The organism is Patiriisocius sp. 208BN25-11 (assembly GCF_058147145.1).
Genome location: NZ_JBYVJY010000095.1, coordinates 1 through 248, shown reverse-complemented (window position 1 = coordinate 248; position 248 = coordinate 1). Strand labels below are relative to the sequence as shown.

The window sequence follows — 248 nt, the reverse complement described above, 5'->3', positions numbered from 1 at the left end:
AAGATATTATTCCTGTATTTAGAGGTCATATTTTAACAGAAGAAGATCAAATTGTACGTAAACCTATTCTTAATTTAATGTGTCGATTTGAAACATCGTGGGAGACGCCGGATATGAAGCTCGAAGCGTTACATATCATACAAGAACAATTAAAAGAAACCGAAGCAGATGGACTCATCATAATGCTTACAGATGGCATGAAAATCACCGAAAAAGGAAGACCCTTTGTGCGTAACATATGCATGGCT

General features: G+C 36.3%; 1 pseudogene. It reads left to right on the top strand.

Going from position 1 to position 248, the window contains the following annotated elements:
• Positions 1–248, top strand: a pseudogene (locus ACY2RS_RS15710) (oxygen-independent coproporphyrinogen III oxidase); the annotation flags it as partial.